The sequence below is a fragment of the Streptomyces sp. NPDC127038 genome (assembly GCF_042725875.1).
GTDB lineage: Bacteria > Actinomycetota > Actinomycetes > Streptomycetales > Streptomycetaceae > Streptomyces.
The window spans coordinates 18,665-41,740 of sequence record NZ_JBHXDQ010000071.1 but is presented as its reverse complement, the minus strand read 5'-3'; the positions used below and the strand labels follow the sequence as shown (position 1 = coordinate 41,740).

Genomic DNA, 23,076 nt, shown 5'->3' with positions numbered 1-23,076 from the left:
CAGCCCAATTGCCGTGGGCTGGCCCTCACTGGTGTGTGCCGGACGGGTGTTGGTGCTGGTCACTGCTGTACGTGGTAGCCGCTGGCGATCAGCGCGGCGGCCTCGGTGCGGTAGCGGGACGCGGTGTCGGTGGACGACACGTCGCACGCGCTCTGCACGTCGGCGATCGAGACCAGCCGGGACAGTTCGCGCTGGACTTCGTGCTCCGACAGGCCGATCGGGATCAGGCCGGCCGCGAGCGCCACGCGGGCGACCTTGCGGACCGCCCGCTCGCGTGGGGTGAGCCGCGCGGCGTCCTCGGCTTCGACCGCACTCCGCTCAGTTTCGGCGGCGGCGAGCCGCATTTCGGCAGCACGCTGATGGGCTTCGGCAGCATCCTGCTGGGCACGCGCGGTGTCGGCGACAGCCGCCTCCTGGAGGCGCTCCTCCTCAGCCCGCTGACGGTTGGCTTCGGCGGTGGCGCGCCGCGTTTCGGCAGCAGCCTGCTCCGTTTCGGCAGCGGCCCGGTCTGCTTCGGCAGCAGCCTTTCGGGCTTCGGCGATGGCCTGGGTCTCGACCGCCTGCGCCTCCGCCGCGGCGATACGGTCGGCCTCCGCCGCGAGCTTCCGCTTGTCGGCTGCCTGCTGCTCCAGGGCCGCCGCGCGGACGTCGGCGGCGGCAGCGGCCTCCCGCTGCTGGGCTGCCTCGCGTTCAGCGGCAGCCTCACGGGCCCGGGCCTCGGCGAGCAGCGCCGTCTCCAGCGCGGCCTCTTCCCGCTCGGCGACCCGCTCGGCAGCGCTGACCTGCGCACGGGCCTGCGCACGGGCCTGACCGGTCTCGGCTGCAACCTGCGCGCGAACCGCTTCGAGCATGCCTTCCGCCCTCAGCCGGTCGGCCTCCGCTCGCGCCTGCGCCTGCTCCTGGCGCGTCTGTGCCTCCAGGCGCCGGCGCGCCGCCTCCTCGGCCCGCTCCTGTGCCTCGCGTTCCTGCCGTTCGGGCAGGGCTAGGGCCTCGGCGACGGTGTACCCGTAGGGGGCCATCGTCATGGGCAGCCGCTCGTCGTCACTCGCCTTGTCGAGGCTGCCGTTGTGCTGGCGCAGCAGCCACTGCTCGTAGCCCTTCAGGTCCCGCTCCCGGCGGGTCATCTCCGGGTAGGAGGTGATCCCGTACAGGCGCATCCGGCGGTAGATCCGCGGTGTCCCGAGTGGGCTGAGGATCCAGCGGTGCAGCGGGATCCGGTCGGTGGCCGTACCGGCTTCGAGCTGCACCTTCTTGATGAACAGCTTCCGTGCGGCCTCGACACCGATCACGAACAGCAGCGGCATGACGCCGTGGCTGGCCGACCGGACCGGGTCGGCACCGATGTCGCCCTGCGACGAGGCGTTGAACCAGATCGTCGCGGCCGTCATCGTGTGCGCAGCTGCCCTGAGCAGCGGCCACCCTGTGTCCTTGCGGATCAGGTACAGGTCCAGTGCCAGGAACGCGATGATCGACGCGTCCACGCCGACCGGGAACCAGCCTGCCAGTCTGTGGCTGAAGCCCCAGCTCAGGGCGACCTCGGCAAGGGTGCTGTAGGACATCGCGAAGCCGATGACGCCGACCAGCGTGCCGCCGATCGCGGCAACCGCCGAGAGCACCAGCATCAGCCGGTCCCGGCCGGGCTTGATCGGGTTCCGGTTGTCCGTCTCCGAAACGCTATCCGGTGCCCACGAAACGGGACCAGGTGCTCCCGAAACGGGGGCGGGCGGAACCGAAACAGGGGTATCGGGTGCCGCCTGATGGGGCACGTCAGTGATCGTCATAAGGGCCTCCGGGAAGGGGTGTTCAGGGCGCGCCCGAACCGAATCCGCGCGCTCCCGAAACGGGAGTGGGCGGAGCCGAAACGGTGGCCGGTGGAGCCGAAACGGCTCCGGGCGGGCGGTGTCAGACAGGACGGTGCGGGCCGACGACTCGGCCGTCGGGCAGGAGTTCGCCGGTGTCCTCGAAAAGCAGGACGGCATTGCACAGCAGCGACCAGCCTTGCTCCGGGTAAGCCACCAGGACGGCGGCGGCCTCCCGGTCCGGGCTGTCCGCCGACGGGCACGGCGAGTCGTGCAGGCACAGTGAGGACGGCAAGCGGTCGGACGGGGCGGTGATGGTGGGGACGGGCATCAATGCCTCCCAGCGGGGTGATGGGTCGCGCGGCTGCGCGGCTCCCCTGGACGCCGCCCGGCCCGGCCACCGCACGGGTGCGGGGCCGGGCCGGGCGTGTCAGGCAGCCGACAGAGGTGGCGGTGTCGGGCTGGGGTGGTGGTTCTACTGGCAGCCGCAAGAGCCGCCGTTCCAGTCGTCCAGCCAGGCCCCGCAGTCGGGGCACTGACCGGAGCTGGTGAGTTGACGTCCCAGCGCGGCGATCAGCCGGCGCATCGGACGGCTGCCTCACGCACGAGGTGGTCCGAGGTGGTCCAGACGCTGCCGACCGCGAACGGTTCGCCGTCCGCGCGCAGCACGTCGCGGACGATCACCGCCCACTGCGCGCAGCGCCTGCCGAGAAGACCTCGGGCCTGCTCCGGGTCGCGGACCACGGAGAGAACCTCGAATGCGCCGTCAACGTTTTGGTAGATCGCTCCCGGCTGGCGGGGGCCGATCTGTCCGTCGACCACGCGCCGCAGCGCTTCGAGGGTGGTCGGGTCGGCGGTGGTGTGCGCGGTCCGCGGGTGCGGACGGGGGGTGGTCGGGGTAGGCCGGTCCGGCGTCCGTTCGTGCGGAACGGGCCGCTTGGGCAGGGGCGGCCTGGTGGTGAGGGTGGGTACGGCTGTCATGCTGGGCATGTGGGTCGTCCTCTCAGGAAGGGTGACCTGCGACAGGACCCCCGGGCGGCCACCCGGGGGTCCATCGCGTGAGTGCGTCCTGCGCACTCCGCCGGCCACCGCGCCCCGCTCATGGCGGGCGTGATGACCGGCGGGCAGCGCAGGGCTGCGGATCAGCTCTGCTGTTCGGCGTCGCGGGCGTCCGCCTCCTGCATGAACTCGGCGTATTCGGCCTGGTCCATCTCCTCGTAGGCGGCGCACACTTCCTCGAACGTGACGTCGTCGTCCATGTCGTTTCCTGTCTTTTTGGGAGGCTGTCTTCCAATCGGCTGCGGCTGCGGCCCCGACCACCCTTGCGTTCAGGGCGGCCGGGGCCGTGATCGTTCGTCTCAGTGCGGGTGCGGGTCAGGCCGTCGACGTCGCCGGGGTCTTCCGGGCGTACTGCCTGCCCAGCTCGGCTTGCCGCCGGTCGTGCGCCTCGATGTCCTGGGGCAGCATCGGCAGGTCGGGGCCGCGGAACTCGGAGACGGTTCCTGAAGTCCGCTGCGTGCAGCGGTTGTTCGCCTTCTCGACCGCCGTGCCGCCGTGCTTGGCCCATTGCGCCTTGCGGACGGCCGGCGCCGACTGCTTCCGTGCGGCGCGCTGCTCCTGGCGCTCCAGCTGCTCGCGGGCCTCACGGCGGGCGGGCTCCTGCTGGAGCGCGAGGACGAAGCGGCAGGCCAAGATCGCGCCGTCCGGGCAGTGCTGACCGCCGACGCACCGCGTGCATCCCTGCGGCCGAGTAGCGCTCCGCCCCTGGCCGACGCTTCGGGTGCGGTGGGCGAGGTATGCCTGGCGAGCCGCCTCCAGCGTGATCTCCGCGTTCATCCGGGAGACCGGTGCGGCCGGGGCCGGGAGCGGCTTGTAGAACTGCTGCGCCGCACGACGGTTGTCCTGGGGCATCGCCTCCCGCAGGAGGCGGTCCTGCTCGACCTGCCAGCGTCGGACGTCGATGTCGATTTCCACGAGCTGGTCGCTGCCGGGGCAGGTGATGTGCTTCTCGCCCTCCGCGACCTTGTCGGAGATGCAGTGCTCGCGGATCTTGAGGACCTTGTCGCCCATGATCCGGCGCCAGGTGAGGCAGTCGGGGCAGGCGATCGACTTCACTTCACCCGGCCGGACGTTGTAGTCCTGCGGGGCCATCTTGCTGAGCAGCATCGCCGCGCGGCGGTTGGTGTGCTTGGTCCGGACGCGGCCGGGACGGATGCGGGGCATCGAATCCTCCTGACGTGGGTCGGGTGCGGGTGCTGCCTTCTCTGCCGCGCCAGGCCGGCCTTTCGGCAGGTTGGTCCTGGCGGACAGACAGCGCAGCAGCGCCGTTCGAGGTGGATCAGGTGGAGCTATTCGGTACAGGCCGACCGGGGGAGCTCGGCTCACCCCACTGCCGCTTGCCGCCGCTCACAAGAGCAACACCTGCTGTTTGGCGACCTCGCTACCGAGGTTGCCCCTAGTGAACCCAACTTCGGTACCGATGTCAACGATTACGCTACCGAGCAAAGAGAGATTGCGATATCATCCGGACAGCTCCCAGCGCGACCCACGGGGTCCCTGTGAAACGGCTCGGTAGCAAGGAGCCCTAGGATCGATACCGAGGTTGGGAGACAGATGACGGATGAGACCAGTGCGCAGCCGACCAAGGCCGAGCAGATCGCTGACGCCTTGAGGGCAGCAATCCAGCATGGCGACTACGGCCCTGGTGATCGCCTGCCTGGAGAAAACGCGCTGGCGGAGCAGCATGGTGTAGCGACTCTCACTGCCCGTAGAGCCCTGGGCATTCTGCGCACGGAAGGTCTCATCGAGACGAAGAAGGGCGCGGGCGCACGTGTCGTCTCGTTCACTCCCATTCGGCGTCGAGGCATTCAGCGACTGGCTCGAGAACAATGGGGGAGCGGCAAAACGGTCTGGGCAGCGGACGATAGCCGCGCACCAGATGTCGACCAGATCACGGTTGTTGAAGCGGCAGCCGCCCCACAGCACATCGAAGCTGTTCTGAGCTGCTCCACCGTTTGCGTGCGTCGGCGCCGCTACCTGGTCGACGGGCGGCCGGTCATGCTTGCCGAGTCCTACCTCCCGCAGGATCTCGTTGAGGGAACACCGATCGCTCAGGCGGACACCGGTCCAGGCGGCATTTACGCGCGGCTGGCCGACCTTGGACACGGACCAACCCGATTCCGCGAAGAGGTTCGCGTCAGAACACCGTCTACTGACGAGGCCAGCCGGCTGTCTATCCCTGCCGACAGAGCCGTCATCAAGGTGGCTCGAACGGCTTTCGACGCAACTGGTCGCCCCGTTGAAATCAACGAGATGACCATGGACAGCACGGCTTACGTGCTCGACTACGAGTTCGACGCCTAGCCCTGCGCTCACAACTCCCCCTCGATCAACTGCTCATGGGAGCCATCACAGCGGAGAAGGCCTTACAGCAACATCACAGCGCCTTGTCGAAGCTCATGCACATAGGCGTTCACAGGTTTTCAACGTCCACGTACACATGGAATTTGGCGCCCAAGTTCTAGGCTCGCGGCCATGACGATGACGGAGGGGCAGAGGGTGGGGAAGCAGCGAGCGGGGTGGAGGCCGGACCGTCTCCGGGAGCAGCGTGAGGCTCACGGCCTGACCCTGGAGAAGGTCGGCGAACGCCTTCGAGCGGTTGCTGAGCAGGCAAAGCTCAAGGGCATCCCCGCCGCGAATCCGCAGACCCTGTGGCAGCACGAGCAGGGCGAGGTCTTCCCCGGACCCCACTACCGGCGGGCCTATTGCCTCCTCTACCGGGCCACTGAACCCGACTTGGGATTCCGGACGGCCCTGCCCGGGGAGGAGTCCTCCTTCAAGCTCACGCCGCTGGACGACCGCCTCAACGGATCACACGTTCTGGCTGTCGAGCGCGCTATTCACCGCATCGCGCCGGGCTCGGACGAGGCCGACCACTTCGACCTGCAGCAGCGGATCATCGACGCATGGAAGCGCCGGCACACCGGCGGCGACCCCCACCGTCCGGTGCTCATCCTGGTCGGCGGCTTCGCCGGCAGTGGCAAAACCGAGCTCGCCCGCTTCTTCGTCCAGCTCACCGGCTGGCCGCTGCTCGACAAGGACCCGCTCACCCGCCCGCTCGTGGAGCGCCTCCTGGTAGCCCTGGGCGGTGACGCGAACGACCGGCACACCGACCTCTACCGTGAGCAGGTCCGGCCGGTGGAGTACGACTGCCTGATGCAGTCGGCCATGGCCAACATCAAGTGCGGCATCTCCACCGTGCTCACCGCGCCGTTCATTGCCGAGATGACCGACCCGGCCTGGATGAAACGCCTGACCAACCGGGCCAGCTCGATGGGGGTCGACGTCTTCCCCGTGTGGGTGCGCTGTGATGAAGAGTCAATGCGCGAGTACATCGGCTTCCGGTCCGCGGCCCGCGATGCGTGGAAGCTGGCGCGCTGGGACGAGTACATGGCGACCATCAACCTGGAGCTGCGCCCGGCAGTGCCGCACCTGGTGGTGGACAACCGGCTGGGCACCGCGGTGACGCTCGCGGACCAGGCCCGGCAGGCGATGGGGGCGATGTACTCGTGAACCCGAAGCAGGGCCTGATCCTGTACGGCCCGCCGGCCTCGGGCAAGGACACCGTCACCAGTGCACTGACCGAGCTGAACGCGAGGTACGCGCCGTTCGCGCGGCTCAAGGTCGGGACGGGTAAGGCCACCGGCTACCGGATGGGTACACCGGAGCAGCTGCACGAGCTGGAGGCCGCGGGCGATGTCCTCTACGCGAACGCGCGGTACGGCAACACGTACGTGATCGACCGGCCCGGCGTCGACGCGGCGTTCGCGGCCGGGGTGCCTGTGGTGCACCTCGGACAGGTCGACGGCATCCGCGCGCTGGTCGACGACTACCCGGCCGACTGGTCAGTGGTGCTGCTGTGGTGCCCGCGCGAGGTGACCGAGCAGCGGTCGGCGGGACGCGGCGACAGCGACACCGCGGCGCGCCTGGCGGCGTGGGACGCGACCCGCGAGGACCTGAACATGCACCCGGGTGCGGCCTGGGACCTGACCATCGACACCACGAAGGCGGTCCCGCAGGACGCGGCGCGGCTCATCAACCAGTTGCTGGTGCAGCGGGGAGCGGCGACGCCATGAACGTGGGCTACGGCTGGGCGAGTCGGTCAAGGGCGTCGGTAAGCGTGAGCTCGCCATCGTCCTTGGCGTCGTTCCACCGTGCCAGGGTGGACGCAGCCGCGCGCAGCATCTCCGGTGGAAGGCCAGCGGCCGCGAGGGCGTCGGCGGCTTCCTCCAGTTCCGGGCCCCAGCGCCAAGCGCGAGCCGCAGCCTTGGCGACGTACTGCGGCTCAGACAAGTACGAGTCGGTGCGCCGGGAGGCGACCTCGATGAGCTCCTGGTCGACGCCGTGCTCGCGCGCCATCCCGACGGCGAGGGCCACCAGCACCCGTGAGGTCTTCTGGTACGACGCATACGCCAGCTTCAGCGCCGACGCCTTCCCGAGCTCTGTGCCCAGCACCGCCGTCCGGACTGCGGTACCCGCGAAAAGCGCCTCGATGCGGCCGGTCGCGGCGGCGGGTCCGGAGAGGTACAGGGTCGGTGTCTTGCCGCCGACCGGCGGGGAGCCAACGACGCCGCCGTCCACGACGGTCGCGGCCGGTTCGAGCAGCGCGGCGATCCGCTGTGCCCGCTCGGGATTGATGGCGTTCGCCTCCACGTACACCCCGGCGAAGCGGTGCACGGCGACGTCGCGCGCCAGGTCCTCGGCAGCGGCCGGCGGGCAGAGGCTGATGACGATGTCGCTGCGGTTCAGCAGCTCGGCCATTGTGGCCACGGGCGTGAGTCCGAATCGGGCGGCGCGGGCCACGGACGCGGTGCTGCGCCCGGCCTCGCACCACAGGGTCTCGGCCGCGTTGGTCGCGGCGCAGGCGGCGACGGCGGCGCCCATGCTGCCGGGATGGAGGATGCCAACAGTCGGCTGGTCCACGCTGTTACTCGCTCTCGTTGAGCAGGATGGTGATGGCATCGATAGCAGCGCGGACGGTTCGTTCTGCGGGCGCGAGGTCGTCGGGCCATGGGCGCCCATGAAGCCAGATGGTTCGCAGTCCTGCGGCACGACCACCGCCGATGTCGGCGGCGGGGTTGTCTCCGATCATCCATCCGCCGTGGCTGAGGTTGGTTCCGCAGCGCTCGGCAGCGAGTTCGAACAGGCGTCGGTCTGGTTTGCGGACCTCGATGTCGCCGGAGACGGCGAATCCGTCGACGCAGTCGAGGAGACCCGTCGCTGCCAGTTTGGCGCGCTGAATGTCGGCGGCGCCGTTCGTGGCGATGCCGACTGTCCAGCCTTTAGAACGAAGTTGGTCGAGGCCGCTCAGGGTCGCGGCGTCACAGGTGACGGAGGATGCGATGCGATCGACGTAGCCACGCCACAGCCGTGCCTCATCATCGGGCAGCCGGAATTCTGCGATCAGGCGACCGAAGTCGGCGGGAGCAGCACGGTCAGCCAGTTCTGTTGTCAGCCACGCTTCAATGTCCGGTCCGTAGCCCCAGTCGTTGCACAGGCCGGTGATCGCGTGGGGGAAGGCGGTCGCGCGGTTGACCAGCGTGTTGTCGAGGTCAAAGAGGGCAAACCGCATGGGCGTGACGATAGCTCAGGAGTTCTCGGCTGTTTCATCGCTCGACACGCCTCAACTGCACCATCAGAAGTTGCGAGTTGTGTATAGTTCCGGATCAAGGAAAGCGAGGGGGAGTGATGTCTGAGCTACTCAACGCCGTTGACGCGCTGCTCGCGCGCCCGGATCATCTTCCATCACCTGAGGTACGCGCCCGTCTCCGGAAAGCCGACGGGCTCACCCAGGAAGAGGTCGCCGAAGTCTTCGGCGTCACCAGAGTGGCGTTCAACCGCTGGGAAGTCGGGGCTGCAAAGCCGCGGCGACGTCACCTGGAAGCGTACGCCCACTTGCTCCGGGGATGGGCAACCAAGCATCCGGAAGCAGCGATGACCACGCAGGAACCACTTGAGGATGCCAATGTCTGAACGTCCTCCGTAACGCCGAAGCGGCCCCCGTCGCCACAACGGAAGCCGCTTCCCAGCGTTTCGACTCGCACCCGATCAAAAGTTCCGAGTCGTGAGCAGCGAGGTGACCTCGTCTGCCGGGTGATGCCCGTGGGCTCGAAAGCCCGCGCGGTCACCTATACCCAGGATAAGCGCCCTCTTTCGCGCTACGCCACTATCCAGGGCCTTGAGTAGGTCACACTCGCTGGTCGCGGCTCCCCTATCTGGGGAGATGACCCCTTGCACGGCAAACGACACCTACGGCGTATGGCGGTCGCAGCGGCCGCCTGGACCCAGCCGTCCCCTGTCCGGCCCATCGTGGCCGGCCCCGTGGGGGAGGTGCGTCGGTGATCCAGCACATGAACCTGGTCTTCCAGGCTGATGGCCTGAGCGTTGGCGAGGGCGCGTTCTTGATGGCGTGCTGCAACCACACGGACGCCAGGGGCTACGTGATCGCCTCGATGCAGCAGCTGGCTGACGAGGCCCACATGAAGGAATCGGCCGCGAAGGCGAACAAGCAGAAGTTGATCAAAAGCGGGCTGCTGGCGTCGAAGGAGCGGTACAGCCCCAAGAACGGTGCCCGGATCGCGGACCTGTACCGAGTGAACCTCGATCTGCTGGCGAGCATGAAGCGCGCCCGGACCGACTACGGGCCGACCCTCGTGGAAGAGCTCACCTTCAGCGCCCCCCCGGAAAACCCCAGGTCAGACCCCGGGTCGGATTCCGACCCCTCCCCCCGTCGGATTCCGACCCCCCCGGGTCGGATTCCGACCCCCCCCCGGTCGGATTCCGACCCTGCACCCGGGTCGGATTCCGACCCCCTTCTCCTTCCTTCTAAATCTCCCTCTTCTCTCTCTCCTGTCTCAGGTCCCAGTGACGGTGCCGAGGACGTTCCGCCGGACGGAGAGAGAGAGACCGATGCTGCGCCCCAGGGGCACACCCACTCGGGGGCTGAGGTTCCGCAGCAGCGCGAGCAGGCACACCCGACGACAGCAGTGGGCCGGATCGTGCAGGCATACGCCGAGGCTCTGGGGCGTCCGCTGCTGAACGGCACACGAGCGAAGCTGGAGGGTCAGGCGGTCGAACTGCTGGCACAGGGCCTGCCGGAAGCCTGGTTGTGCGACCGCGTCCGGGAGATGGCGGCGCGCGGCTGGTCCAACCTCACTCAGCACGCGGAACGGTCCACCGTCCCGATCTCGATCACTCCCGGTGCCACGGGTCGGGGCAAGCGGGGCTTGCCCGAGTGGTGCGGCGAATGCGGTCAAGGCACTCCGGCCGCCCGGCTCAATCCCCGTTTCCGGACTCTGGGCGAGCTCGGGGCGGGCGAGAAGTGCGCGAGCTGCCACCCGGACTGTGTGGCCCTCGTGGATGCCTCATGAGGGGCAGGAAGGAACGCCCAGTGAGCAATCAGCAGGCCATCGATGCACTGCTTGCCTCCGCAGCGCTGGAACGGTCTCCGCTGCCGCCTGCCGAGGAACGGCGTCGGCTGCGCGAGGGACTGCACCTGGTGCGCGCACAGCTCGCGGCCGCCTTGGGCGTGAGCGCGTCTACGGTCGGTGGCTGGGAAGCGGGGCGGGAACCGAGCGGGGAAGTGCGGGAGGCGTACGCGTACTTCCTCCAGGGAGCCCGTACCAAGCTGGACACAGCTGGCCGTACAACCGTGGCAGGCCCTCCCAGCGAATCAGACAAGCCCGCGGAAGCCGGCTCGGTCGTCGATGCGGACGACGCTGGCGAGCTGACCGTGGTGTGACCGAGGCGAAGGCCAAGGATGTGTACACCGTCGGCAGTGACCGGAGCCAGGTCGAGAATGCCCCTGAAAGCGCCTCCTAGCGTCGATCACCTGTCCCGGTGTCAATTCCCCCGCCGGGCACGGCGATCGGCCCTCACGAGCCCGTGCAGTGATCTGCGTACCCAAGGGCTGAAGAAGACGATGCCCGAGTGGAACATCGAGTTCGGGAAGTACGGCCCGTGGTTTGAAAGACCACGAAGCTGGACGACCTCGTCAGCTACATCACCGCGCCCGTCACCGCACGCTGCGGGGGCCGCACTCGTCTGGGCCTGCGCGGCCGATGCCGGCCAGGAGCCGGACGATGTGTGGGGCGACCAGGCCGTCAACCTCGACAGCCAATGGGGCCAGTACGAATACGGCACCAACATCGGCTTCACCGCATGGCGGCGCCTTTACAGCAGGTCGATCACCCTTCAATATGGGAACATTCGTTCGATCCATGGGGTGATGGGAGCTGTAGCGAAGCCGAGTGGTTGGATGCCAGTACCGGTCGTGAGCCGTCTCGTTGGGCACAGCAAGCCACAGAGGTACGGGCGAACAGGCTCGGCTAGGGGATGGAGGGCCGACCGTGAGTGATCGCAGTTCGATCGAATGGACCGAGGCGACGTGGAACCCGACGACGGGGTGCGATCGGGTCTCGGACGGATGTGACAACTGCTACGCACTGGCGCTGGCGAAGCGTCTGAAGGCGATGGGTTCACCGAAGTACCAGGCCGACGGCGATCCACGGACGTCCGGGCCCGGTTTCGGGCTGACGGTGCATCCGGATGCCCTGACGGTGCCGTATGGGTGGAAGAGCCCGCGTACGGTGTTCGTGAACTCGATGAGCGACCTGTTTCATGCACGGGTGCCGCTCGACTACGTGCGCCGTGTCTTCGACGTGATCGCGGATACTCCGCAGCACACCTATCAGGTCCTGACCAAGCGGGCGCGGCGCCTGCGGCAGGTCGCCGACCGCCTGGAGTGGCCGGCGAACCTGTGGATGGGCGTCTCTGTCGAGAGTGCGAAGGAACTGCCGCGTGTCGACGACCTGCGCCAGGTGCCCGCGGCGGTGAAATTTCTGTCGTGTGAGCCGCTGCTGGGGCCGTTGGATGGACTGGAGCTGACAGGCATTGACTGGGTCATCGCGGGCGGCGAGTCCGGACCAGGGCACCGTCTCTTGGACGAAGCCTGGGTGACCCAGATCCGGGACGCTTGCCAACAGCACGACGTGGCCTTCTTTTTCAAGCAGTGGGGCGGTCGCACACCGAAGACCGGCGGCCGCGAGCTGGACGGCCGGACCTGGGACGAGATGCCGTTGCCGGTATCGGTGTAGCCCGGCACCGCGCCCTCAGGACGCTTCGTCAGCGACATCCTCCGGAGCGTAGAACCGCACGGTGCACCCCTCTGGCCAGTCCGAGCGCGCGCGGACCGGTTCGACTCTGAAAGCCAGGCCCTGAGAGGCCAGTTTGGTCAGCGAAAGCCGAAGATGCTTGTCCATGTAGTTCAGCTGGGCAGCTCTGCTGGACAGCGTCTCCCATCGCTGCTCGGTGCCCGCGTAGCCCTTCAGAGCGGTGTCGAGCCTGCTTTCAACGGCTTCCTCCGCGAACAGCGTCGGCGCATCGAGGCTGTCCGCAGAAGCGCCCTGTCCGCTGTAGCCGTCCAGCTTCCAGGCCATAGGCGCCCAGCACTTCAGTCCGGCCTCGCTGTGTGTGGCCAGAATGAGATGATATCGGGCGCTCTGATTGCTGATCTTGACGCCGAAGCTGCTGGTGAACAGCTCGTGCTGTCGAAAGCCGTCCTGGTAGGCCCTGGCGAAGGCGTCCTTGCGCAGCGCGGCACGCCGGTCGCCCGACACGGCTGCCTGCCAGTGGTCCCCGCCGAAGTAGGTGGTCATGGTTTTGTCGAAGTTCTCGCGCTCGCAGAAGCGGTGCAATTCGTTGGTGAACAAGGTGAAGAGCACTTCGTCGCGAGGAGAGGTCAGGCACTGCCTGATGAGGGAGAACGGGGCGCTCTTCAGCGCGAAGGGATCGACGAGCCACAGCACGGGGGTGTCGCTGCGGCCGTGGTGAGCGAGTGCGGACAGTCGCTGTTGCTGTTCGGCGAACCGGCCCGGCTCCTGCACCTGGATGTTCAGCTTCGGTGACGAAGGCAGCTTGGCGAGCTGTCGGCGGAGCTCTTCCACACGGTCAGCCCGCTCTTCAAGACAGATCAGGTTGAGCCGCTTGAACCGATCGTGAGCGCTGTGCTCGAGGAAGGTCCTGGCGACCACAACGGGAGACCCGGCCAGACCATCGGTGTAAATGCCGGGACCCGCGAAGCAATCCACGATGGTGGCCTCGGAGAACACTTGAAGGATCTTTGCCATCCAGCACTGGAGATAGTGCCGGTACACAAGGTGTTTCACCTGTGTGTGAGGGTCGCTCTTCCAGACGGTCAGCTCCTGCAGATCATCAACTCGCCCCACAGTTCCCCCTGACCCGACACCAGTTGGACACCCAGAGTCACCTCTCCAGAACTTGTTGTCTACAACACCAGTCGGCCATCTCTCCGGGCCCCGTCGATCCGCCGGCCTGAGTGCCTTGATCGCAGGGCTGGAGAGGTGCATCGCAGGGCTACTGGTTCCACCGGTCATTCGATCGAGTGACCGGTGCCTGTACAGGCCGGGGCAGGGTCAGCTGGAACTAGACAAGGCCCATGCCTGGCCTTATGGCTGGCCTGAGCCGTGTCTGACAATTCCCACCTACGACAGCTGACGTCCCGTTCCAACCGCTTTTGGTGATCAGTGGTTATTGTCGGCCTTCCACGCAGTAGGGTCGGCGCCAGCCGGTTGGCGGCGGGGAAAGTGGGGGGAACCGCTGTTGCCTGATTTGAACGAGACGACCCGTGCCGTCGTCCGACGGACTATGGCGGCGCCGGACGACGGAGTGCCCTACGAGGTGCATCCGCCGGAGCAGGTGCTGGACGCGGACCTTCACCGCGCCATGGCCACGCTGATCCTCGACGCGCGCGATCGGCTCACCCCCGACCAGGCTGGCGGGCCCGGAGGAGTCGATCTTGAGCTGGTCTTCCTGGTCGGCTGCTACTACGCGGCCCGGATGCAGCTCCTGCCCAAGGAAGAGGCGCGGTGGGCTTCCTACGCGTTCGAGTTTCTCTTGGCGGTGGTCCGCGAGCTGCGCCCCGAAGCAGTGCCCACCCACTGGCGGTTGGTGTTCGAGGAGCAACCGCCTCAGCTTGCTCCCGCGTACGAGGTCCTGCACGTAGTCGGGACCGCGCTGTTCCTCCCCAGCGAGGCGACCGGGGACGTGAGCGGAGTCCTGTGCGCCACAGCACTTCTGAGCACCGCCTGGGAATGGTCGCGCGGGACGGAGTCGGAGCCGGTCCTCAGCTTCAAAGCGGGGACTTTCCTTGCTGCCGCCGCCGACCTGGACGAGGACCCCGAATCTGCGGGCCAGATGCGGGGCAAGGCGCTTCACCTGATGCGAGGGGGCCTCGGCGCGATCCCCCTGGACCAGACGTCCCAGCGCGACTCGATGATGGCCGAGATCATCCGAGTCCAGTCGAAGGTTCCGGCGGTCGCCGCGCCGGACGACGGCGTCCACGCCGAGTTCGACCCCTATCACCGCGACGGTGATCCCACGCGACTCGACCGGGTCATCGACCGGCTGCGCGATGTCGTCGCCACCGTGGCCGAACCGGAGCGCAGCCACCAGCGCTTCGAGCTCGGCCAGATCCTGCGGATGCGGTTCGAGGTCAAGGGAGACTTGGACGACCTGAACGAGTCGATCGACCTGCTCGGTGCGGCCCTGGCCGGTCCTATCGACCAGGAGATCCGCGCCACCGTCCGTTCCTTCCTGGCCCTGTCCCACCTTGACAGGTACAGCACGAAAGAGGACCGGGCAGACCTGGACGAGGCCACCGTCCTAGCCCGTCTGGCGTGCGGCGCCGCCACCGCCGCGTCGCCGGCTCACGGGCAGAGGCTCACCAACCTGGCGGCGGTGCTGACCGCGCGGGCGGCGGCGGACGGTGACCCGGCCGCGCTCGACGAAGCGATCGAGCACCTCAGGCAGGCACTGGCCGTCACCCCGCCGTCCCAGCTGGACTACCCGGTCATGCTGATTAAGCTCGCGGTCGCCCTGCGCGAGCGGGCCAGCCGTCCCGGACAGGAACCGGACCTCGCGACGGCGGAGGCCATCTTGCGGCAGGTGGCGGGCAGGGCCGCGGACCCCGGGTCCGGGCCGCATGCCTTGGTCGCCCGTGTGGAACTGGGTGAACTGCTTGCGAAGCGGGGGCTGCGCCTGCGGGCCGCAGCCGACCTCGACGAGGCGGTTTCGTACTGTCGGGCGCTGGCAACCGCCCGGACCGAGGACGTCCGCTCCCGCCTGTACGGGGCGGTGAGCTGGGCGATGATGGCCGCCCACCTCGGCGACCTGGACCAGTCCCGCACCGCGTTCGGCGTGGCGCTGGACGACCTGCTGCCCAAGCTCACCACCCGGGCGCTGGGCCGCGACTCCCAGGAGGCCCGGCTGCGCCTCACTTACACCCTGGCCAACGCCGCCGCAGCCGTGGAGATCCAGGCCGGCCGCCCCCGACAGGGGCTGGTCCGGCTCGAACAGGGCCGAGGTGTGCTGCTCGCACAGGCCCTCCAGTTGCGCGGCCGCCAGGACGCGCTGCGCGCCGCCTCGCCCCGGCTCGCCGACCAGTACGAGGAGCTGTGCCGGGAACTGGTCGCACCCCGGCTCGACCCCGAGCGGCGCAGGGCCGCGGCCGATGCCTTCGACGACCTGGTCGACGAGATCCGCCAGCTGCCCGACCTGACCGGTTTCCACCGCCCGCCGAACTGGAGCAGGCTGAGCAAGGCCGCCGAGGCGGGCCCCGTCGCCGTCGTCAATGTCTCGGCACTGCGCTGTGACGTCCTCCTGCTGCGCTCCCGGCGGGGCAGCACCGTGATCGAAGTGCTCCCGCTGCCGGACGTCACGGCCGAAGAGGTCAACCGGCGAGCGGATGTCTTCCAGACGGCGGTTGCCGGGCTCACCGCGCGCGGCGCCAGCATCGCCGACCGGCTCCGGTGGGACAGCGACCTGAAGAAGACGCTCCACTGGCTTGGCGCTTCGGTGGTGGGGCCAGTCCTCGCGAAGCTCGGCATCGACCACCAGGACAGCCGCAGGCCGCTGCCACGACTCTGGTGGTGCCCGACCGGCGCCCTCGCCCTGCTGCCCCTGCACGCCGCCATCCTGCCCCGCACAGGGGACGGCCCCCCGAGCCCCCCGGTGTACGCGCACGACCTGGTCATTTCCTCCTACGTGCCGACGTTGGGCTCGCTGCTCCACGCCCGCGAGCGGCCCGCGTCGGCCGCCTGGCGCGGCTCGCTGGCCGCCGTCGCTGTGGATGCAGGCAGCGACGCCCGACCGCTCGCCGGCCTCGACGAGGAACTGGCCGCGACGCGACAGATGCCCGGACCCCGCCGCGAACTGCGGGACGCTGCGGCCACCCCCGAGAACGTCCTGACGGCGCTGCGCACGCACACCCATGTCCACCTGGCCTGCCACGGAGCATGGGACGGTGCCGACCCGTCGAACAGCAGACTCCTCCTACACGGGGGCACCCTGGCACTGCGCCAGCTCGCTGCGGAGCGGCCGGTCGACGCGGAGTTCGCCTATCTCTCCGCCTGCCACAGCGCCGCGCCTGGCGCGGAACTTGTCAACGAGGTCGTCTCGGTGGCCTCGGCCTTCCAGTTGTGCGGCTACCGACAGGTCATCGGCGGCCTGTGGACGGTCGACGACGAGGTGGCGCCGCGGCTCGCCCGCGAGGTGTACCGGCTGCTCGCCGAGCCCGGCGCTCCCGACCTTGCGACCGTCCTGCACCGCGCCGTGGACGCGCTACGGGCGGACCCCGATTTCGACGAGCCCCTCTACTGGGCCTCGATGATCCACAGTGGGCCGTGAGGGGCCGGAACGGAGGACGATGAACCGGGACCGCGGACAGCGGGCGGCATTCTGCTCGGCTCTGCCGTACCTGAGGGAGTACCTGGCCGCCCAGGGGCGGGCGGCGGAGCTGCGGGAGGCCGTGACGGCGGTCCTGGCCGACACGTCCGTCCAGGACGCAGTGGCCGGACTGGGCATTCCCCGCTACGTGCTGGAGGACGGCGCCACGGTGCGCGGCGAGGAGCCAGGCCCGGGCGACATCCTCTCCGACGTGGTGCCCCGCGCCGAAGGGGAGCGGTACTCCTGCCCCGATGGGTGGTGCGGACGCCGCGAGGTACGCGAGCCCGGTGGGCCGGTCCCCGCCGGAGGACACTGCTGGCTGCGCGACCGAGCCCTCGTGCTGACGAGGGTGTGAGCCGGTGTCCTCGCTGCTCGGCGGCCTCGGCGAGAAGCTCGTTGACAAGTGGGTCTCCGCCCTGGCCGTTCCCGGTCTCCTGCTGATGGCAGCGTCGGCGGCCGCTGCGGTACTCGGCCAGGCCGATGCCCTCGACGTTGCCGCGCTGCGTGCTCGGGCCGGGCAGGAGGCAGCGCGCGCTGGGGAGTGGTCCACTGTCGCTCAGCTCGCCGCGCTCGGGGCCGTCGTGCTGGGCTCCGTCGCCGTGGGCGGCCTGGTACGGGCCTTCGCTGGGGCGGCCGAACGAGTCTGGACCGGTGCCTGGCCCGCCCCCGCCGACCGGCTGGCTGCCCGGTTGACGGACCGGCGGAAGACCCGGTGGCAAGGCCTCCAGACCGAGATCATCACTCGTGGCGATGCGATGCCGATCCCCGCGCCGAGCCGCCCCGACTACGAGGTGAACCGAGCGGAGATCGACCGGCTCACGGCGCTTCGCGACCGGATCGCCCTCGCGGAGCCGCAGCGGCCGACCATGACCGGCGACCGCTTCGCCGGCACTGGCACCCGCCTGCGCAACCAGTACGGCATCGACCTTGCCTCTTCCTGGACCCGCCTGTGGCTGGTTCTGCCAGACACCGTCCAGGCCGAGCTACGCGCCTCGCGGGCCGGCTTCGGTGCGGCCGTGGAGGGAACGACCTGGGCGGCCTGCTACTTCGCCCTGGGACTGTGCTGGTGGCCCGCCGCACTGATCGGGCTCACGGTCGGCCTCCTCGCGTGGAGCCGCGGTCGTCGCGCCGCGGTGCTGCACGCGCAGCTCGTCGAATCGGCTGCGGACCTGCACTTGAAGACGCTGGCAGCCGAGTTCGGGCTCGCCAGCACAGCCTCCGTGCCGGACCTCACACCGGCATCCGAGCCTGACTCCACACCTGCCTCTACGCCTGGTCTTCCACCCGGCTTCTCTGTGGAGCGAAAGGTTGGCTTGGCACTCAACCGCATCTTCCGCAAGGGCACCTGACTGCAGGTGCCCGGTCGGCGTGCGAGTCGCGGAGCCAGCGGATCAGCGAAGCCAGGACAACTCCGGCTCCGCGCGGGAGCCAAGTTGACGGCCGCGATGCTCGCTGCCGCGTTCCCCGGACTGCGCTGGGCGTACCCGTCCGCGATCGGGCAGGCGCTGGCCGATGTGCAGCTCGACGCCAACGGAACGGCCCGCTACGCCTGGGCCGGGTACGAGGTCCACGTGAGCGTCGCCCATGAGGACCATCTCGACGGCAACCCGGAGAGCAACGCACTGCACCGGCAGGTCCGGGCGCACTGTGTCCTGCTCGTCCCGGGCGTGGCCGATGCCCTCTCGCGCGGCCATGTCGAGTGGGACATGGCCAACCCGCGGCCGGAGGTGGTGTTCCCGGCGGCCTACGCGGTAGCGACGGCGGACTCGTCCGATCCGCGGTTCGCCAGTGCGGTCCTTGCGACGGTGGGCCGGGCGCTCGATCACGTGCGGATCGCATCGGGGCATGCGCAGGGGCGTACGGAGACGGCGGCGCAGGAAGTGCTGTAGGAGAGCGAACGGCCGGCTGGGGTGTCTCAGCGGGTGTGGCTGGGCAAGAAGCGGGCCGAGGGGGTTAACCGGGCATAGCGATGACGGGCGTGCCGTAAACCGTGTAGGAATCTTCCCGTGTTCCTTCGGAACACGTCATGATCCGTAGCCCGACGATTGCGTTGGCGCCAAGCGCTTGGGCGTCTTCTGAGATTTCCCCGAGCACTTCGGTCAAGGTGGTGTGTGCGGAACCCTTGAGCCAGATCATCGACCACCACCGGGTAATCCAGTTACCAGGAACGGTGTCGGTCGTGAGCAGCAGCACTTGAGTCATACCGGCAGATTGCATCGGAGCGTGAGGGCTGGCATTCAGGCATGGGCCGGTTGCCTCACATGACAAGCCGGGATATAGAACGGAGCGGCACTGGGCCTCGGACACAGATGTCGTGGGGTCCGGGTCGATACGGTTCGTAGCGTCTAGGTTCGGTCCGATCCGGCCCGGACCCCGGACGGGCCCGCAGGAGACCCAGGGTCGCGGTGGCCGGTGACGCTTCGTTCTGTAACCCTGAGCCCGGCTTTCGACGCCCAGCCGGGGGCCGGTGCGCCGAGGATGGTGCGCAGCGACACGGCGGGCTCCCCTCGGCTGACGAACGGCAGTGTGTGGGTCGAGGCGCCCGCCGGCTCCGGGTAGCGTCCAAGCTCCCCTTGCGGGAACCGGGGCCGGCGGGCGCGGAATCAACTCACACCCCATAGACGAGGTGAGTCCTCCAGGCGTTACACCTTCTGCCGCGCGCGGGTCAGGCGGCGCCCCCGGGCGCCGCCTGAGCGTCGTCGGGTTGCCCGTCGTCGTCCGGTTCCGCAGGTGCGGGTGAGTCGCTGGCCGCTGCGATCCGTGCGCGGTCGGTCTGGCCGGCCTGGTTCAGCTGCTCTCGGCGGGTCTTGCCGCGCTCGGTCAGCGCGGTCTTGGCCACGTCTGACCCGTACTTCACCACCGCTGCCACCCCTCCCGACCCGAGCACGGTGATGAGTCCATAGCTCGAACCCCCTGAGGCGACGGAGCCGGCTTCAGTCGCTTCAATGCGCGTGTCCTTCGAAGGCTCCGGCTCCGAAGCCTTGTTGTCATCGGTCATGAATCCCCCTTTCCGCCCCTACATACCCGGAGGGCCCGGGGTGCTCACCCGTGTTCGCCGCGTACCTTGCGCCGTACCGGGTCGAGGTCGGCGACGGCGATCAGGCCTTGCAGGGGTAGCCCGGCCTCGCGCCATGCCTGCTGCGTGCGGCCGTGGTCGCCTCCGGCGTCGCCGATCAGGAGTTGCCGGGCGACGTCGTTGGTCAGGGTGCCCTCTCCCTGGTCGACGAGCCGGACGACCATGCGGACGTTGTCGAACTTGGTGCCCGCCTTGGGCTCGTTGGCGCGGTAGACGAGCACCCAGCGGCCGACCAGGGACTGGGCGCGCTCGATCATCTGGCGGCCGGGGATGGTGGTGTCCTGCTGGCTGTACCCCCTGCCGTCCCGGCTAGCTGTGAGGTGGCCGCTGCCGACGTTCGGCGTCCATCCTCGCCCGACGCATCTCCGCGCGGGTGGTCGGAACGCGGGGGCTTTGTCTGTCGCTCCACCACTCGGTCACGCCGATGTACGCGAATACCGCTAGAACGGGGACGCTCAGCGCGCCGAGGCCAAGTGCGGTCCAGTGCCACACCTGGAACCAGGGCACGCGGCGAAGCCAGCTCAGGACCGGTATCCCGACGACTGCGTTCGTGATGATCGTGCCAGCGACGGCGATCCCGATGCCTTCAACCCACCGCTCCAGACGGGACACGGCCTCACCCCCTGATATCAACGGTAGCGGGGCGCTGGGCCTCGGATGTACGGCGTGCGGTACTACAATCGCGCAGCCTTGCGGGAGTTCCGCAACGCCCACACCACGACGTCAAGCGGAGAGACTTTGCGCGCCTGCACGACTTGCCGCCGCGACTACGACGATGCCCACGAGGTTTTGGTCAAGCGGCATACCGTTCCGGTCTACTGCGGCAAGGCCCCCTCGTGCCGATGCGACGGTCAGCCGGCCTGCTACCGGTGCTCAGGTCCCTGCGGGTGTGGCACTCACGAGACGGCCATGCTGCGTAGCGCGCTCGGTTTGCTGTGCGCGCTGCTGTCGTCCTTCGCGTTGGCCGCTGGAGTCGGAGTCGACTCCGACTGGCTCTGGTTGGTGGTCCCGCTGTTCCTTCTGGCCGGTTACATCTGGTCGGGCCGCGACCGGAACTGACCACGGCTCAGGTTCTTCCGGCCCCGTTCCCGGCCCCGTTCCTCTTGGCGCCCCAATGTCGGCGGCCCCCGGGTTCGTCGTCCGCGTCTCCCGAGCCCGGGGGGAGGGCTTGGGAGACGCAGGCGGCGGCCCTACCGTCCCGGGTGTAGCCGCCCGCCGTTCAGAGCTCAGTGCACTTGCTTGTGGGTGAAGCAGTAGTCATCCATGCCCTGCTGGAAGCGGCAGCGGGCCTTTGCCAGGTCAGGGGTTGGGATCCGAGCGTCGCACGGCGCCTTCGCAGAGGTTTCCTGCAGGCTGGTGAGGTACTTCTTCGCGGCTTCTTCTGCGCGCCGCAGTACCTCGGGCTCCTTCGGCAGGTTGAAGTGCCGGTTGGCTTCGATCTCGGCCTGCTGCTCACGTTCGATCCGGAGCTCGAAGGCGCGCATGCGGCGGCGTTCCTGCTCCATCCTGTCGACTCCTGCTGAGCCGCCACCGCTTTCGCCGCGCTCGCGCGTGCCGCCCCGTCGCCCCGATCCCCCGACGGAGGCTGAGAACGGACCGGCGGATATCCCGACCCGGCCGCTTGACCTGATGGACAGCGGACCGAAGCGAAAGCCGAACCCCATGCAGGCCCCCTCTAAATCATGTTGAGGCACGCGATTGTGGCATACACGCGTCGCAGGTCAGAGGCCTGGCCCTCGAGGACGGTCGTCTTCTCTGCGGCCTTCACGCGCACGTACAGCTCCGCGCATCCGCGCACCGCTCCTCGTACTCGGTTCGCGCCGTGCCGCAGTGGGCGCGCGCCCCGCGGGTCAGTCAGCGTTGCAGCGTCCGCACTGTCACCCCCGCGGCCGCGGCCGCCGCCCGGGACCGCCCGGCGCCGAGCTCCTGGACGACGGTGTCCACATGCCCCGTGGTGAGCAGCGGGGGACGGCCCACCGTCTTCGGTGCGCCCACAGCCGCGGCGGCCTCCTCGGCGAGCATCTGCTCCCGGCGTTCCTCGGCCTCCGTCACCGCCTTCACCAGCCGCAGGCACAGCCACTCGTGCGAGGGCAGCACGGGCGGAGCCGAAGTCGCGGAACCGGCGGCCCGTCCCGATCCAGCGCGTCACCACGGCATGGGTGACCCCGGCGGCGGCCGCCGCCTCCGCGCGGGTCTTGCCCTGCTCGACCGCACCGGCAATCAGCTTGATCATGTCGGCGGTGAGCAGCGTGGCGGGGCGGCCGCGGACGGGCAGGGGCTTCGGCGTCTCAGTCATGGCGCAGACCTTCACCAAATAGATAGCAGGGGTGTCAGCCACAGCCGGACCACGCCGTCGATGCCCCCCCCGGTGGCGAGGAGGGTGCCGTCGGGGGAGAACGCCACCGAGCGGACCACCGGGCCCATGTTGCCGGTGAGGGGGAGGGGTTTGCCGACAGGTTTTTGGGTGGCCGGGTTCCACAGCCGGACCACGCCGTTGGTGCTGCCGGTGGCGAGGAGAGTGCCGTCGGGGGAGAACGCCAGCCCGGTGACCTCGCCGGTGAGGGGGAGGGGTTTGCCGACAGGATTTCGGTTGGCCGGGTTCCACAGCAGGACCGCGCCGTTGGTGCCGGTGGCGAGGAGGGTGCCGTCGGGGGAGAACGCCACCGAGCGGACCGGGCCCATGTGGCCGGTGAGGGGCATGCCGACAGGCTCCTGGGTGGCCGGGTTCCATAGCTGGACCACGCCGTAGATTCCGTCTCTGACGGTGGTGCTGGTGATGCTGCTGGTGGCGAGGAGGGTGCCGTCGGGGGAGAACGCCATCCCGGTGACCTCGTGGGTGTGGGCGGTGAGGGGTTTGCCGACAGGCTCCTGGGTGGCTGGGTTCCACAGCTGGACCGCGTCGTCGGTGCCGCCGGTGGCGAGGAGGGTGCCGTCGGGGGAGAACGCCACCGAGCGGACCGGGCCCATGTGGCCGGTGAGGGTGAGGGGTTTGCCGACAGGTTTTTGGGTGGCTGGGTTCCACAGCAGGACCGCGCCGTTGCTGCTGGTGGCGAGGAGGGTGCCGTCGGGGGAGAACGCCATCCCGGTGACCTCGCGGGTGTGGCCGGTGAGGGGTTTACCGACAGGATCCTGGGTGGCCGGGTTCCACAGCCGGACCACGCCGTTGGTGCTGCCGGTGGCGAGGAGGGTGCTGTCGGGGGAGAACGCCACCGTGAAGCACATGTTTGCTTCTCTAAGTTCAGCCAGTGCGATCAGGCCCCTTTGGAGAGCACATGCCAAAGCTCGTTTCGCCAAGGGCATGCCTTCCGGCATCAGATGAGGTTGCTTATACAGGCGGACCACGCCGTTGGTGCCGATGGCGGCGAGGAGGGTGCCGTTGGGGGAGAACGCCACCGCGAT

At 68.9% G+C, this 23,076-nt stretch carries 24 protein-coding genes and 1 pseudogene; 12 read left to right on the top strand and 13 right to left on the bottom strand.

Annotation, left to right across the window (positions count from 1 at the left end):
• Nucleotides 1–59: 59 nt before the first annotated feature.
• The 4 genes from ACFWI4_RS34390 to ACFWI4_RS34375 all read right to left on the bottom strand — a co-directional run bounded on the left by ACFWI4_RS34390 (nucleotide 60) and on the right by ACFWI4_RS34375 (nucleotide 4,022).
• On the bottom strand, nucleotides 60–1,781 hold the full coding sequence (locus tag ACFWI4_RS34390) for a DUF2637 domain-containing protein (RefSeq protein WP_387204492.1): 1,722 nt from the start codon (nucleotides 1,779–1,781) through the stop codon (nucleotides 60–62).
• Between the two features lie 121 nt (nucleotides 1,782–1,902).
• Nucleotides 1,903–2,082, bottom strand: a complete 180-nt coding sequence (locus tag ACFWI4_RS34385) for a DUF5999 family protein (protein WP_387204525.1) — start codon at nucleotides 2,080–2,082, stop codon at nucleotides 1,903–1,905.
• A gap of 290 nt (nucleotides 2,083–2,372) precedes the next feature.
• Complete coding sequence (locus ACFWI4_RS34380) at nucleotides 2,373–2,789, bottom strand: hypothetical protein (RefSeq protein ID WP_387204489.1); 417 nt, start codon at nucleotides 2,787–2,789, stop codon at nucleotides 2,373–2,375.
• A 384-nt stretch (nucleotides 2,790–3,173) separates the two neighbouring features.
• Nucleotides 3,174–4,022 carry a hypothetical protein gene (locus tag ACFWI4_RS34375; protein WP_387204485.1) on the bottom strand — a complete coding sequence of 283 codons (849 nt, stop codon included), beginning with the start codon at nucleotides 4,020–4,022 and terminating at the stop codon, nucleotides 3,174–3,176.
• A gap of 390 nt (nucleotides 4,023–4,412) precedes the next feature.
• Here ACFWI4_RS34375 and ACFWI4_RS34370 point away from each other — a divergent pair, with 390 nt between their 5' ends.
• The 3 genes from ACFWI4_RS34370 to ACFWI4_RS34360 all read left to right on the top strand — a co-directional run bounded on the left by ACFWI4_RS34370 (nucleotide 4,413) and on the right by ACFWI4_RS34360 (nucleotide 6,934).
• The gene (locus ACFWI4_RS34370) at nucleotides 4,413–5,162 is read left to right on the top strand and encodes a GntR family transcriptional regulator (RefSeq protein ID WP_387204483.1); all 750 of its coding nucleotides are present in this window, start codon (nucleotides 4,413–4,415) and stop codon (nucleotides 5,160–5,162) included.
• Nucleotides 5,163–5,333: 171 nt separating this feature from the next.
• The gene (locus tag ACFWI4_RS34365) at nucleotides 5,334–6,371 is read left to right on the top strand and encodes an AAA family ATPase (RefSeq protein WP_387204480.1); all 1,038 of its coding nucleotides are present in this window, start codon (nucleotides 5,334–5,336) and stop codon (nucleotides 6,369–6,371) included.
• Nucleotides 6,368–6,934 carry a guanylate kinase gene (locus tag ACFWI4_RS34360; protein ID WP_387204477.1) on the top strand — a complete coding sequence of 189 codons (567 nt, stop codon included), beginning with the start codon at nucleotides 6,368–6,370 and terminating at the stop codon, nucleotides 6,932–6,934. The genes ACFWI4_RS34365 and ACFWI4_RS34360 overlap by 4 nt, the downstream gene beginning before the upstream one ends.
• Nucleotides 6,935–6,941: 7 nt before the next feature.
• Here the strand turns inward: ACFWI4_RS34360 and ACFWI4_RS34355 are convergent, their stop codons facing one another.
• Both ACFWI4_RS34355 and ACFWI4_RS34350 read right to left on the bottom strand, forming a co-directional pair.
• Entirely contained in the window at nucleotides 6,942–7,781 is an 840-nt protein-coding gene (locus ACFWI4_RS34355; protein ID WP_387204474.1) for a DUF1932 domain-containing protein, read from the bottom strand.
• A gap of 4 nt (nucleotides 7,782–7,785) precedes the next feature.
• Nucleotides 7,786–8,430, bottom strand: coding sequence for an HAD family hydrolase (locus ACFWI4_RS34350; RefSeq protein ID WP_387204471.1), 645 nt, complete (start codon nucleotides 8,428–8,430; stop codon nucleotides 7,786–7,788).
• 116 nt (nucleotides 8,431–8,546) lie between these two features.
• On the opposite strand from ACFWI4_RS34350, the gene ACFWI4_RS34345 reads away from it, so the two are divergent.
• The 4 genes and pseudogenes from ACFWI4_RS34345 (at nucleotide 8,547) to ACFWI4_RS34330 (ending at nucleotide 11,953) form a co-directional block, all read left to right on the top strand.
• Nucleotides 8,547–8,831, top strand: a complete 285-nt coding sequence (locus tag ACFWI4_RS34345; RefSeq protein ID WP_387204468.1) for a helix-turn-helix domain-containing protein — start codon at nucleotides 8,547–8,549, stop codon at nucleotides 8,829–8,831.
• Between the two features lie 365 nt (nucleotides 8,832–9,196).
• Entirely contained in the window at nucleotides 9,197–10,228 is a 1,032-nt protein-coding gene (locus ACFWI4_RS34340; protein WP_387204465.1) for a hypothetical protein, read from the top strand.
• Nucleotides 10,225–10,492: pseudogene (locus ACFWI4_RS34335) on the top strand (helix-turn-helix domain-containing protein); the annotation flags it as partial. The gene ACFWI4_RS34340 and the pseudogene ACFWI4_RS34335, both read left to right, overlap by 4 nt.
• Before the next feature lie 714 nt (nucleotides 10,493–11,206).
• Nucleotides 11,207–11,953 carry a DUF5131 family protein gene (locus tag ACFWI4_RS34330; protein WP_387204462.1) on the top strand — a complete coding sequence of 249 codons (747 nt, stop codon included), beginning with the start codon at nucleotides 11,207–11,209 and terminating at the stop codon, nucleotides 11,951–11,953.
• A 15-nt stretch (nucleotides 11,954–11,968) separates the two neighbouring features.
• Here ACFWI4_RS34330 and tcmP read toward each other — a convergent pair whose 3' ends face one another.
• Nucleotides 11,969–13,225, bottom strand: coding sequence for a three-Cys-motif partner protein TcmP (gene tcmP / locus ACFWI4_RS34325; protein WP_387204459.1), 1,257 nt, complete (start codon nucleotides 13,223–13,225; stop codon nucleotides 11,969–11,971).
• Nucleotides 13,226–13,478: 253 nt separating this feature from the next.
• Between tcmP and ACFWI4_RS34320 the strand changes: the two genes are divergently transcribed.
• The 4 genes from ACFWI4_RS34320 to ACFWI4_RS34305 all read left to right on the top strand — a co-directional run bounded on the left by ACFWI4_RS34320 (nucleotide 13,479) and on the right by ACFWI4_RS34305 (nucleotide 18,490).
• Nucleotides 13,479–16,562 carry a CHAT domain-containing protein gene (locus ACFWI4_RS34320; protein WP_387204456.1) on the top strand — a complete coding sequence of 1,028 codons (3,084 nt, stop codon included), beginning with the start codon at nucleotides 13,479–13,481 and terminating at the stop codon, nucleotides 16,560–16,562.
• Between the two features lie 19 nt (nucleotides 16,563–16,581).
• On the top strand, nucleotides 16,582–16,956 hold the full coding sequence (locus tag ACFWI4_RS34315) for a hypothetical protein (protein ID WP_387204453.1): 375 nt from the start codon (nucleotides 16,582–16,584) through the stop codon (nucleotides 16,954–16,956).
• Between the two features lie 4 nt (nucleotides 16,957–16,960).
• Entirely contained in the window at nucleotides 16,961–17,950 is a 990-nt protein-coding gene (locus ACFWI4_RS34310; protein WP_387204450.1) for a hypothetical protein, read from the top strand.
• An 84-nt stretch (nucleotides 17,951–18,034) separates the two neighbouring features.
• Nucleotides 18,035–18,490, top strand: coding sequence for a hypothetical protein (locus tag ACFWI4_RS34305; RefSeq protein WP_387204447.1), 456 nt, complete (start codon nucleotides 18,035–18,037; stop codon nucleotides 18,488–18,490).
• 64 nt (nucleotides 18,491–18,554) lie between these two features.
• Here the strand turns inward: ACFWI4_RS34305 and ACFWI4_RS34300 are convergent, their stop codons facing one another.
• From ACFWI4_RS34300 to ACFWI4_RS34290, 3 genes are all read right to left on the bottom strand, one after another.
• Complete coding sequence (locus ACFWI4_RS34300) at nucleotides 18,555–18,803, bottom strand: heavy metal-binding domain-containing protein (protein WP_387204444.1); 249 nt, start codon at nucleotides 18,801–18,803, stop codon at nucleotides 18,555–18,557.
• Between the two features lie 463 nt (nucleotides 18,804–19,266).
• Nucleotides 19,267–19,599, bottom strand: a complete 333-nt coding sequence (locus ACFWI4_RS34295; protein ID WP_387204441.1) for a hypothetical protein — start codon at nucleotides 19,597–19,599, stop codon at nucleotides 19,267–19,269.
• A gap of 44 nt (nucleotides 19,600–19,643) precedes the next feature.
• Nucleotides 19,644–19,934: a hypothetical protein gene (locus ACFWI4_RS34290; protein WP_387204438.1), complete on the bottom strand. Its 291-nt coding sequence runs from the start codon at nucleotides 19,932–19,934 to the stop codon at nucleotides 19,644–19,646.
• A 652-nt stretch (nucleotides 19,935–20,586) separates the two neighbouring features.
• Here ACFWI4_RS34290 and ACFWI4_RS34285 point away from each other — a divergent pair.
• Nucleotides 20,587–20,736, top strand: coding sequence for a hypothetical protein (locus ACFWI4_RS34285; RefSeq protein WP_387204435.1), 150 nt, complete (start codon nucleotides 20,587–20,589; stop codon nucleotides 20,734–20,736).
• A gap of 167 nt (nucleotides 20,737–20,903) precedes the next feature.
• Here the strand turns inward: ACFWI4_RS34285 and ACFWI4_RS34280 are convergent, their stop codons facing one another.
• The 3 genes from ACFWI4_RS34280 to ACFWI4_RS34270 form a co-directional block, all read right to left on the bottom strand.
• Nucleotides 20,904–21,182, bottom strand: a complete 279-nt coding sequence (locus tag ACFWI4_RS34280; protein ID WP_387204432.1) for a hypothetical protein — start codon at nucleotides 21,180–21,182, stop codon at nucleotides 20,904–20,906.
• 349 nt (nucleotides 21,183–21,531) lie between these two features.
• Nucleotides 21,532–21,774, bottom strand: coding sequence for a hypothetical protein (locus ACFWI4_RS34275; RefSeq protein WP_387204430.1), 243 nt, complete (start codon nucleotides 21,772–21,774; stop codon nucleotides 21,532–21,534).
• Between the two features lie 210 nt (nucleotides 21,775–21,984).
• A partial coding sequence (locus ACFWI4_RS34270; protein ID WP_387204427.1) for a WD40 repeat domain-containing protein occupies nucleotides 21,985–23,076 on the bottom strand: 1,092 nt, incomplete at its 5' end.

What these genes read in the sequence shown, in the direction of transcription:
- ACFWI4_RS34300 (WP_387204444.1), bottom strand. Translation starts at nt 18,803, where the DNA reads ATGACTCAAGTGCTGCTGCTCACGACCGACACCGTTCCTGGTAACTGG.
- tcmP (WP_387204459.1), bottom strand. Translation starts at nt 13,225, where the DNA reads ATGCACCTCTCCAGCCCTGCGATCAAGGCACTCAGGCCGGCGGATCGA.
- ACFWI4_RS34315 (WP_387204453.1), top strand. Translation starts at nt 16,582, where the DNA reads ATGAACCGGGACCGCGGACAGCGGGCGGCATTCTGCTCGGCTCTGCCG.
- ACFWI4_RS34290 (WP_387204438.1), bottom strand. Translation starts at nt 19,934, where the DNA reads ATGATCGAGCGCGCCCAGTCCCTGGTCGGCCGCTGGGTGCTCGTCTAC.
- ACFWI4_RS34380 (WP_387204489.1), bottom strand. Translation starts at nt 2,789, where the DNA reads ATGCCCAGCATGACAGCCGTACCCACCCTCACCACCAGGCCGCCCCTG.
- ACFWI4_RS34365 (WP_387204480.1), top strand. Translation starts at nt 5,334, where the DNA reads ATGACGATGACGGAGGGGCAGAGGGTGGGGAAGCAGCGAGCGGGGTGG.
- ACFWI4_RS34295 (WP_387204441.1), bottom strand. Translation starts at nt 19,599, where the DNA reads ATGACCGATGACAACAAGGCTTCGGAGCCGGAGCCTTCGAAGGACACG.
- ACFWI4_RS34370 (WP_387204483.1), top strand. Translation starts at nt 4,413, where the DNA reads ATGACGGATGAGACCAGTGCGCAGCCGACCAAGGCCGAGCAGATCGCT.
- ACFWI4_RS34375 (WP_387204485.1), bottom strand. Translation starts at nt 4,022, where the DNA reads ATGCCCCGCATCCGTCCCGGCCGCGTCCGGACCAAGCACACCAACCGC.
- ACFWI4_RS34285 (WP_387204435.1), top strand. Translation starts at nt 20,587, where the DNA reads ATGCTGCGTAGCGCGCTCGGTTTGCTGTGCGCGCTGCTGTCGTCCTTC.
- ACFWI4_RS34350 (WP_387204471.1), bottom strand. Translation starts at nt 8,430, where the DNA reads ATGCGGTTTGCCCTCTTTGACCTCGACAACACGCTGGTCAACCGCGCG.
- ACFWI4_RS34280 (WP_387204432.1), bottom strand. Translation starts at nt 21,182, where the DNA reads ATGGAGCAGGAACGCCGCCGCATGCGCGCCTTCGAGCTCCGGATCGAA.
- ACFWI4_RS34390 (WP_387204492.1), bottom strand. Translation starts at nt 1,781, where the DNA reads ATGACGATCACTGACGTGCCCCATCAGGCGGCACCCGATACCCCTGTT.
- ACFWI4_RS34345 (WP_387204468.1), top strand. Translation starts at nt 8,547, where the DNA reads ATGTCTGAGCTACTCAACGCCGTTGACGCGCTGCTCGCGCGCCCGGAT.